Origin of the sequence: Amycolatopsis circi (assembly GCF_003385235.1) — a bacterium.
Taxonomy (GTDB): Bacteria; Actinomycetota; Actinomycetes; order Mycobacteriales; family Pseudonocardiaceae; genus Amycolatopsis; species Amycolatopsis circi.
In genome coordinates, this window is sequence record NZ_PQIA01000244.1 from 1 (window position 1) to 6,189 (window position 6,189).

General features: G+C 69.5%; 6 protein-coding genes. 1 reads left to right on the plus strand and 5 read right to left on the minus strand.

The genetic code is table 11. The annotated features are described in order from the left end of the window. Window positions 1-303: 303 nt before the first annotated feature. Genes D0D37_RS45385 through D0D37_RS45405 form a run of 5 tightly spaced genes read right to left on the minus strand, consistent with a single transcriptional unit; the run spans window position 304 to window position 5,012 of the window. Window positions 304-1,473 carry a lipid-transfer protein gene (locus D0D37_RS45385; RefSeq protein WP_116206749.1) on the minus strand — a complete coding sequence of 390 codons (1,170 nt, stop codon included), beginning with the start codon at window positions 1,471-1,473 and terminating at the stop codon, window positions 304-306. Then, window positions 1,470-1,868: a MaoC family dehydratase gene (locus D0D37_RS45390; RefSeq protein WP_116206753.1), complete on the minus strand. Its 399-nt coding sequence runs from the start codon at window positions 1,866-1,868 to the stop codon at window positions 1,470-1,472. Before D0D37_RS45390 ends, D0D37_RS45385 begins: the two co-directional genes overlap by 4 nt. Continuing rightward, window positions 1,865-2,773 carry a bifunctional MaoC family dehydratase N-terminal/OB-fold nucleic acid binding domain-containing protein gene (locus D0D37_RS45395; protein ID WP_116206750.1) on the minus strand — a complete coding sequence of 303 codons (909 nt, stop codon included), beginning with the start codon at window positions 2,771-2,773 and terminating at the stop codon, window positions 1,865-1,867. The genes D0D37_RS45390 and D0D37_RS45395 overlap by 4 nt, the downstream gene beginning before the upstream one ends. Next, window positions 2,770-3,942 carry an acyl-CoA dehydrogenase family protein gene (locus tag D0D37_RS45400; RefSeq protein ID WP_116206751.1) on the minus strand — a complete coding sequence of 391 codons (1,173 nt, stop codon included), beginning with the start codon at window positions 3,940-3,942 and terminating at the stop codon, window positions 2,770-2,772. Before D0D37_RS45400 ends, D0D37_RS45395 begins: the two co-directional genes overlap by 4 nt. Window positions 3,943-3,944: 2 nt before the next feature. Beyond that, a complete protein-coding gene (locus D0D37_RS45405; protein WP_116206752.1) occupies window positions 3,945-5,012 on the minus strand; it encodes an acyl-CoA dehydrogenase family protein in 1,068 nt (355 codons plus the stop codon). Window positions 5,013-5,139: 127 nt separating this feature from the next. On the opposite strand from D0D37_RS45405, the gene D0D37_RS45410 reads away from it, so the two are divergent. Next, window positions 5,140-6,126 carry an alpha/beta fold hydrolase gene (locus D0D37_RS45410; protein ID WP_244223911.1) on the plus strand — a complete coding sequence of 329 codons (987 nt, stop codon included), beginning with the start codon at window positions 5,140-5,142 and terminating at the stop codon, window positions 6,124-6,126. Window positions 6,127-6,189: the final 63 nt, after the last annotated feature.

Here is a 6,189-nt window from a genome sequence, read left to right on the forward strand (position 1 = left end):
GGCTATGCGTGGGCCGACAGTCCCAGGTCAGACCCCTGCGACCGGGTCTAGTAGGGATTTATCCCGGTTCTACCCGGCAACGCCACTAACAAGACCCAACCAACCCCGCAGCCGCACAAGCCCCCGCCCCGCCACCGGCCGCACCCTGCCGTCCCGCGACAACCCGTCCCGCCTCGTGAGCGCTGATCCCGGTTCTAACCGGCATCGCCACTCACGAGACCCGACCAACACCTCAGCCGCACAGGCTCCCGCCCCGCCACCCGCCACACCGCGCCGTCCCGCGCGAGGATGCGTCGCGGGCACTCACGGCCTGGTCAACACCAGCCCGCTGGTCGGGACGCCGGTCCCCGCCGTCACCACCGCCGTCCCGGCATCAGCGACCTGGTTCGCCGCCGTGCCGCGCAGTTGCCGGACCGCCTCCGCGATGCCGTTCATGCCGTGGATGTAGGCCTCGCCGAGCTGGCCGCCGTGCGGGTTGAGCGGCAGCTTTCCGTCCAGAGTCAGCGTGTCGCCCGCGATGAAGTCCTTCGCCTCGCCACGGCCGCAGAAACCCAGTTCCTCCAGCTGCATCAGCACGTACGGGGTGAAGTGGTCGTACAGCACCGCGACGTCCACATCGGACGGTCCGATCCCGGACTGGCCCCACAGCTGCCGTCCGACCACGCCCATTTCCGGCAGCGCGGCGAGATCGTCGCGGTAGTAGCTGGTCATCACGTACTGGTCCGGCCCGCTCCCCTGCGCCGCCGCCGAGACCACCACCGGCGTCTGCCGCAGGTCGCGCGCGCGTTCGAGGTTGGTGATCACCAACGCGACGCCGCCGTCGCTTTCCTGGCAGCAATCGAGCAGGTGCAACGGTTCCGCGACCCAGCGCGAAGACTGATGCTCCTCCAGCGTGATCGGCCTGCCGTGGAACCAGGCGTTCGGATTGGTCGCCGCGTGTGCCCGGTCGATGACCGCGATCTTTCCGAAATCCTCGCTGGTGGCCCCGTATTCGTGCAGATACCGCTGCGCGACCATGGCCACCGTCGCGGCCGGGGTCGCGATGCCCATCGGGTAGTGGAACGCATTGTCCACACCGGACGTATTGACCTGTTGCGCCGCCGCCGCGGACACTCGCCCGAACCGCATTCCGGAGCGCTCGTTGAACGCCCGATACGCGACCACGACGTCGGCGATCCCGCTGGCGACCGCCATGGCCGCCTGCTGCACGGTCGCCGCCGCCGCACCGCCGCCGTAATGCACGCGGCTGAAGAAGGTCAGCTCCGGAATGCCCAGTTCGCGGGCAAGCGCGATTTCCGCGTTGCCGTCCATGGTGAACGACACCATTCCGTCCACATCGGACGGTTTCAGTCCGGCGTCCGCCAGTGCGTGGCTCACGCATTCGGCCGCCAGCCGCAACTCGCTGCGTCCGGAATCCTTGGAGAACTCCGTCGCGCCGATCCCGGCGATGGCGGTGGTCCCGGTGAACGTCATGCGTCCTCCTCCGGCAGCGTCAGCGAAACCGTGCCGGTCACGTGCGCACCTAGACTGTCCATAGCGGACACTTCCAGCTCGACTTCGGCACCGTCGCGGGCGGTGACCCGGCCGGTGAACGTGAGCGTGTCACCGGCGTAGCACGGCACGCCGAGCCGGATCTTGATCGAGCGAATGAGCGCCTGCGGGCCAGCCCAGTCGCTGACGTACCGCTGCACTAGCCCGGTGTCGGTAAGAATATTGAGGAAAATGTCCTTCGATCCGCGCGCGACGGCGGCGTCCCGGTCGTGGTGCACGTCCTGGAAATCGCGGGTCGCCAGCGCGGTGCTGATCACGAACGTCGGCGTCGCCTCGATCACCATCGGCGGCAGTTCGGTCCCGACTGCGGCAGTCATCGCGCCACCTTCCACGCGGGCAGGGTCAGTTCGTCGTCGACGCGCACGAACGCGGCGGTCACCGGGAGTCCGATGTGGACCTCGGCCGGGTCGGCGTCCAGCAGTTCGGCCATCACCCGCACGCCTTCCTCCAGCTCCACCAGCGCGACCACGAACGGCAGCCGCTTGCCCGGCACCGCCGGATGGTGGTGGACGACGAAGCTGTAAACCGTTCCGCGCCCGCTGGCGACGACGTAGTCCGGCACCGTGTCGAGCGATCCGTCCGGCGGCATCGGGCCGGGCGGATGCCGCAGCACGTCGCCCCAGCGCTGAATACGCAACTCGCCTTCGCGCAGACCGTCCCAGAAGAACTTGGTGTCGTGGCTGATCACCGGTCGCAGCACCGGTGCCGGGGGCGGTTCCGGTTCGCGCGGACGGAACTTCAGCACGCGGAACACCATGTCCGCCACCAGTTCCCCGTCGACGTACCAATTCGTCCGGGTGGTCACGAACCAGCCCTCGCCGAGCCCGGTGCGCTTGGGGCCGGTGACGTCCTCCAGCACGTTCGTGGTCGAAACGTGCTCGCCAGGACGCAAGTAGCGGTGATAGGTCTGCTCGGAGTTGGTGGCCACAATGGACGTGTATCCGGCGTCGTCGAGCACCGTCAGGATCGCGCCGAGCGGGTCGTCGTCCCCGCGTACGCCGTGCAGCCCCGGCATCGTCCACACCTGCGCCATCGCCGGCGGCGCGACAAGTCCCTTGTGGACACTCGTCTCAGCGAAGTCCGCGTCGGTGTACACCGGGTTGGCGTCGCCGATCGCCTCGACCCAGTTGTTCACCATCGCCTGGTTCACCGGGTCGCGCGCATACCTCGGCGCGCTTTCGCCCTGTGCGGCGATTTTCGCGGCGGCTTCCTCGATCGTCATCGCGGCACCCTCGGCAGTTTCAGTCCGGCGGAGGCGATCAATTCGCGCTGGATCTCGCTGACGCCTCCGCCGAACGTCAGCACCAGGTTCCGTTTCGCCAGCACGTCGAGCCATTCGGCGAGTTCGGCGGTGTCCGGGTCGGCGAGATCGCCGTGCCGCCCGACCAGCTCCTCCAGCAGCCTCCCGATCCGCTGGATTCGCTCGGAGGCGAACACTTTCGTCGCCGAAGCGTCGGCGATCTCGACCGACCCGTGCGCCGCTGCCGCCGCGACCTGCCAGTTCAGCAGTTCGTTGACCCGCGCGACCGCGAACGTTTCGGCCAGCACCGCGCGTACGTCCGGAAGGTCGATCAGCGCCGCGCCGTCCGGGGTCCGGCGCGCGGCCGCCCACGCCCACACACGGTCGTGCAGGCCGCCGATGCGCCCGGCCGGACCGAGCATCACGCGCTCGTGGTTGAGCTGCGTGGTGATCAGCCGCCAGCCGCGGTTCTCCTCGCCCACCAACATATTCGCCGGCACCCGGACGTCCTCGTAGAAGGTCGCGTTGACGTGGTGCGCGCCGTCGCAAGTGATGATCGGCGCCCACGAATACCCGGGGTCGCGGGTGTCGACGATGAGGATCGAGATGCCCTTGTGTTTCGGCGCGTCCGGATCAGTGCGCACGGCAAGCCACACGTAGTCCGCGTCGTGGCCGCCGGTGGTGAAGGTTTTCTGGCCGTTGATCACGTAGTCGTCGCCGTCGCGCACCGCGCGCGTGCGCAGCGAGGCGAGGTCCGTCCCGGCTTCCGGCTCGGTGTAGCCGATGGCGAAATGCACTTCGCCAGCCAGGATCTTCGGCAGGAACATGGCTTTCTGTTCCTCGGTACCGAATGCCTGCAACGTCGGCCCGACCGTCTGCAGCGTCACCGATGGAAGCTGGACGTCCGCGCGAGCGGCTTCGTCCACGAAGATGTGCTGCTCGATCTCCCCGAAACCGCCGCCGCCGTACTCCTTGGGCCAGCCGACGCCGAGCTTCCCGTCGCGGCCCATCCGGCGCACGACGTCGCGGTACACCTGCCCGTGCCGCTCCCGCAGCAACGCGCGGCGTTCGTCGGCGGTCAGCAGACCCGCGAAGTACTCCCGCAGTTGTGCCCGCAGTTCCTGTTGCGCGGCCGTCAGTTCGATGTGCATGCTCATCCCGCCACTCGTTCGCCCAGCCGGCCGAGCCGGTGCGCCGCTCCCCCGACCGCGCGGCCGAGGTCCTTCACCGCCGAGGAATACCGGTGCAGCGGATAAGTGCGGTCGACGCCGACGCCGCCGTGCAGGTGATGACAGATCGCCAGCGCGGACGGCGCTTCCTCGGACAGCCAGTACGCCGCGATGTCCAGCTCGGTGTCCGCGTCCAACCCGGACGCCAGCCGCCACACTGCCGACACCGCGGCCAGATGCACGGTGCGGGAAGCGACGTAGACGTCCGCGATTTGCTGGGCCACCGCTTGGAAAGTCGCCAGCGGACGGCCGAATTGCGTGCGCTCGCCGACATGCTGCGCAGTTAACGCCAACGCTCCGGCAAGCAGTCCGTCGCCGAGCGCGAGCGCTCCTGCCAAGGCGTAGCGGTGGAGCGTCTGTAACGCATGTCCCGCAGTGCGGTCGCGCAGGAAATCCGCTTCGCTCACCTTCACGCCGTCGAACCGCACGGTGTACTCCGGCGTCCCCGTCGCGTTGTACGCCGGCAGCACTTCGACGCCGTCAGCGCGCGGATCCACCAGCGCGACACCGGTACCGCCCGGCAACGCGATCGGCGTGAGAATTCGGGTCGCCTCCGCGGCGTACGGCACGTGTGTCTTGACGCCGGTCACCGCCCACGCGCCGTCCGCCGCCGCACCGCTGGTCCCGGGGATGGAGGTCAGCGGTGCGGACGGCTCGTGCAAGGCGGCAGTGAGAATGCTCTCCCCCGCCGCTGCGGGCGGCAGGAACTCGGCGCGCTGCTCCGGGGTGCCGAGCGCCTCGATCGGCAGGATGCCGAGCGCCAGCACGGCGTACGCGGGCACAGCCGCCGCGACCCGGCCCACCTCGGTGAGCACCGGGGCGACGTGGTCGACGCCGAGCCCGTCTCCGCCGAGATCGGCGGGCAGGGGCAGCGCGAGCAGGCCCGCGTCGGCCAGCGCTCGCCACTGGTCCGCGGGCTCGTCGGCCTTCCCGAGCACTTGCGCGGCGAGCGAGGTGATCTCGCTCTGCGTATCGTCGGGGGTGAAGTCCACTCCGGTCTCCCTCCACCTAGGTGGAACACGTTCTATTTTTAGCCGGAATGGGCTGGCTCGGCAACCCCCAGGACCCGGGGCCCGGGCAGTAGATCGACCACGAAGCGGAGAGGGGCGGCACGCCGACGTGGGTGCGGAACAAGTTCTCAAATCAGCGCTGGGCGACGTCGGCTGGCAAGCAACGAGGAAGCTCGCGACCATCCCGCCCACCGCGGGCGTCCCCGACCCGAAGCCGCTGTCGCTGCCCGGCCGAGGCCAAACCGTCGTCGTGGACGTCGGGCCGCGGCACGCACCCGCGGTGATCCTGCTGCACTCGGTCGCCTGCACCGGCCTGCTCACCTGGTATCCCGCGCTGGAGCGGCTGTCCAAGAACCACCGGGTGGTGGTGTTCGACCAGCGCTGGCACGGCCAAGGCATCCGCTCGCACGAGTTCAGCCTCGACGACTGTGCGGACGACGTGGCGGCGGTCGCGGACGCGCTGGGGATCGACCGGTTCATGGTCGGCGGCTACTCGATGGGCGGCATGGTCGGCCAGCTGGCGGCCCACCGCTTCCCGGACCGCGTCACCGGCCTGGTGCTGTGCTCGACGGCGAGCAACTTCCGCCGAGGCCTGCGGCAACGCGTGGCGCTCGATCTGTTCGGCCGCACCCTGCACCTGCTGCGCGACCAGGCCCGGATCGGCCTCGTCCCCGGCGAACCGCGCCGCGAACGCCTCGCCCGCTTGGAGGACCACCGGTGGGCGCTGGAGGAATTCCGCTCGACGAGCCCGTGGGCGATCGCGGTCGCGCTGGACGAGATCGGCCGCTTCGATTCGACGCCGTGGCTGCACACGCTCGACCTGCCTACGGCGGTCGTGGTGACTTCGCGGGACGGGTTCATCGCTCCGGCGCATCAGCGGAGCCTGGCTCGCCGGATCGCCGACGCGGCTACGTATGAGATTCCGGCTGGGCATACCGCTTGCGTGTTCGCGGCGGAGGAGTTCGTGGCGGCGTTGATGGCGGCGTGCACGTCGGTGCAGGCGGCGATCGGCGGGCAGGATCGGGCGGCGGGGCAGGAGCGGGCGGCGGGGCAGGAGCGGGCGGCGGGGCAGGAGCGGATCGCGGACTCGGCCTAGGGTTGCGCCTCGTGAGTGTCTATCCCGGTTCTAACCGTGATCGCCACTCACGACGCTCTAGTA

Coding starts and splice junctions, on each gene's coding strand:
- D0D37_RS45390 (WP_116206753.1), bottom strand. CDS start 1,868: ATGACTGCCGCAGTCGGGACCGAACTGCCGCCGATGGTGATCGAGGCG.
- D0D37_RS45395 (WP_116206750.1), bottom strand. CDS start 2,773: ATGACGATCGAGGAAGCCGCCGCGAAAATCGCCGCACAGGGCGAAAGC.
- D0D37_RS45400 (WP_116206751.1), bottom strand. CDS start 3,942: ATGCACATCGAACTGACGGCCGCGCAACAGGAACTGCGGGCACAACTG.
- D0D37_RS45385 (WP_116206749.1), bottom strand. CDS start 1,473: ATGACGTTCACCGGGACCACCGCCATCGCCGGGATCGGCGCGACGGAG.